Here is a 2,590-nt window from a genome sequence, read left to right as displayed (position 1 = left end):
GCCGGCATTCGCCGCTGCGGCGGAAGACGTGGCGCCGGCCGCCGCGATCGCTGCCACGTGGCGCTGCTGCAGTGCCTTGCCGAGCGCGCCGGCGTCGGCTGGCGGCGCCGGCCAGTCGGCTGCGGCGGGATCGCGCTGGCCGAGCTCGATCGCTTCGCAGACGGCGAGGCCGGCGAGCGCGTCGTCGAGCATCGCGTTGCGGCGCCGGCGGCGGACCTGTTCCTGCTGCGCGTCGAGCGCGCCGAGCTGCTGCTGCCAGCGGCGCTGTAGTTCGCGGTCGCGCACGTCGGCCGTGCTCCAGCGCTGTTCGAGCTCGCGGCGCCGGGCCGGCTGTTCGTCCGGCGCCGCGGCGCCGAGTTCGACGAGCTCGGCGAGCAGCGCCTCGGCCTGGGCGCGGGCCGCGGCGTCGGCTTCGTCGCGCTCGCGGCGCGCCGAGTCGAGCCGCGCGAAGATCGCGTCGCAATGGCCGCGGAACGCCTTCCACTGCGCTTCGTCGGTGCGGCGCCGGCCGTTGCCGGCCGCTTTCCAGCGTGCCTGCAGATCGCGCACTTCGCGCGCCGCAGCCGCGGCGTCGGCGGCTGCCGCGAGGCGTTCCGCCTCGGCGATCAGGCGCTGCTTGGCGGCTGCGACGTCGGCGGCCTGCTGGTCCAGGCGCTGGTCGATGCGTTGCAGCAGATCCTTCAGGCGCTGCGCATAGGCCTTGCGCGCGCGCGGATCGATGCCGTCGAGTGCGCGCAGCGCGTCGGCGACGCGGCGGCGCTGCGCGGTCAGCGCGGACAGCTCGGCCGTGTCGACCGCTTGCGTTTCCTCGGCCGTCAGCAGGGCCTCGATCGATTCCTGGTTGCTCTTGCGCAGCTCGTCGCGCTTGGCGAAGTAGCCCTGCGCCGGCTTCAGCGCCTGGGCGCACAGCGCCTGGAAGCGCCGGCTCAGTCCCAGGCTGCCGCGCGGCTCCTTGTCGCCTTCGAGCGCATCGAGCTGCTGCCATTCGGCGCGCGCCTCGCGCACACGCGTCGCGACGGCGTCGGGGTGCAGGCCCAGGGCGGGCAGGGCTTCGATCTCGTCGCAGAGCTGCTTGCGTCGCTCGTTGCCGGACCAGCGCTGCCAGCGCTTGAGTTCGCCGAGGCGAGCCTCGGCGTTGAGCAGGCGCTTGTCGTGGCGCGCGAGCGTCGGCAGGCCTTCGAGCAGGTTCGTCACGCGCGCGTGCGTGGCGAGCGCGTGACTCAGGTCGCCGGCTTCGAGCTGGGTCTCCAGCTCGATCACGAGATTGTCGAGATCGCGGCGCAACGCCTGGTGCTGTTCGCGCTGCTTTTCCTTGTCGGCCTGGGCGCGTTCGATCGCCGCGTCGAAACGCGCCTGCGCGGCGATCGCTTCCAGCGCCGCCTCGCGCCGGGTGTCGGCTTCCTCGGCCTGGGCCGCCGCGTTCTCGGCGGCCTCGCGCGCCTGCACGGCGCGCTGGGCGATGCGCTGCGCGAGCTGCACCAGCAGCGCTTCGACGCGCTCGCGTTCGGGCAGTTCGTGGCGGCTGTCGGCGACGCTGCGTCCGGCTTCGCGCGCGAGCGTTTCGAGCGCGGCCGGCTCGGCGTCGCCGGCCGACAGCGCGAGCTCGATGCGCGCGCGCAGCTCGCGCAGACGCGTGCGTTCGGCCGCGGCTTCCTCGGTGTCGTTGCGCAGGAACGTGCGCGTGGATTCGAAGCGCTCGGCGAACTGGCGCGGCGCCTTGTCGCCGAGCGCGGACCAGGCCTGGTCGAGCGCGGCGAGTTCCTCGGCGCGCTCGCTGCGCGGCCGCTGCAGCAGCGCGTCGATGCGTTCGCAGAGCTGGCGCGCGCGCGCGAGGATCGTCTCCGCGTCGCCGGCGGCGATGCGCGCGGCCTCGGCGCGGTCGCGCGCGAGACGGCTGACGACCTTGTCGGTCTTGCGCGTGCGTTCGGCTACGCGCGCAAGCGCATCCGCGTCGGTGATCCGCGACAGGGCGACGAGGCGCAGCTTGGGATCGGCGTCGTTGACGGCGACTTCGGTCAGCAGGCTCGGCCGCGTCGCTCGTTCGAGCGCGGCCGCGCGCAGCGCCGGATCCATGCCCTGCATGGCGATGCGTTCGATTTCCTCGCCGGACAAGGTGTCGAGCTCGGCGATGCGCCGCTCCAGCGGCGGCAGCCCGGCGCTGTTGCCGGTCAGCATCGCGATGTAGGCCGTGCGCGCCACTTCGCGCAGCTGGGTGTCGGCGTCGGCGGTCGAGCGTTCGCGCCAGGCTTCGTACTGGTTGAGCCTGCGCAGCGCCGCGAGGCGCACGCTCGCATCGGCGTCGTTGCGCGCGATCGACGGCAGCGCGGCGACGAGTTCGGCGTCGTTGAGTTCGGAGACGGCGCCGCGACGCGTCGCGACGTCCTTGCTCTGCCAGCGGGGTTTGAACAGGAAACGGGTGAGCTTCATTGCGCTGCGGACCTCGTGGAACGCGTCAGGGCCGCCGCCGCGGCGAGGGCCGCGCGGCGGGCCGAAGCCGGAGCGCCGCGTACGGCGCTCCGGATCAGGATGTCGTGAAAAATGCGGGAAGAACGCCGGCGCCGGCCGCAACGACCGGTGCCGGCAGCGCGGC

The 2,590-nt window shown here is 74.0% G+C and carries 1 protein-coding gene; it reads right to left on the bottom strand.

Going from position 1 to position 2,590, the window contains the following annotated elements:
• Positions 1–2,427, bottom strand: a 2,427-nt coding sequence (locus tag NON22_RS22960) for a DUF349 domain-containing protein (protein ID WP_257389312.1), incomplete at its 3' end; no start/stop codon positions are given.
• Between the last annotated feature and the right edge of the window lie 163 nt (positions 2,428–2,590).

This window comes from Tahibacter caeni (genome assembly GCF_024609805.1).
Classification (GTDB): domain Bacteria; phylum Pseudomonadota; class Gammaproteobacteria; order Xanthomonadales; family Rhodanobacteraceae; genus Tahibacter; species Tahibacter caeni.
This window is presented reverse-complemented; position numbering and strand designations above follow the sequence as displayed.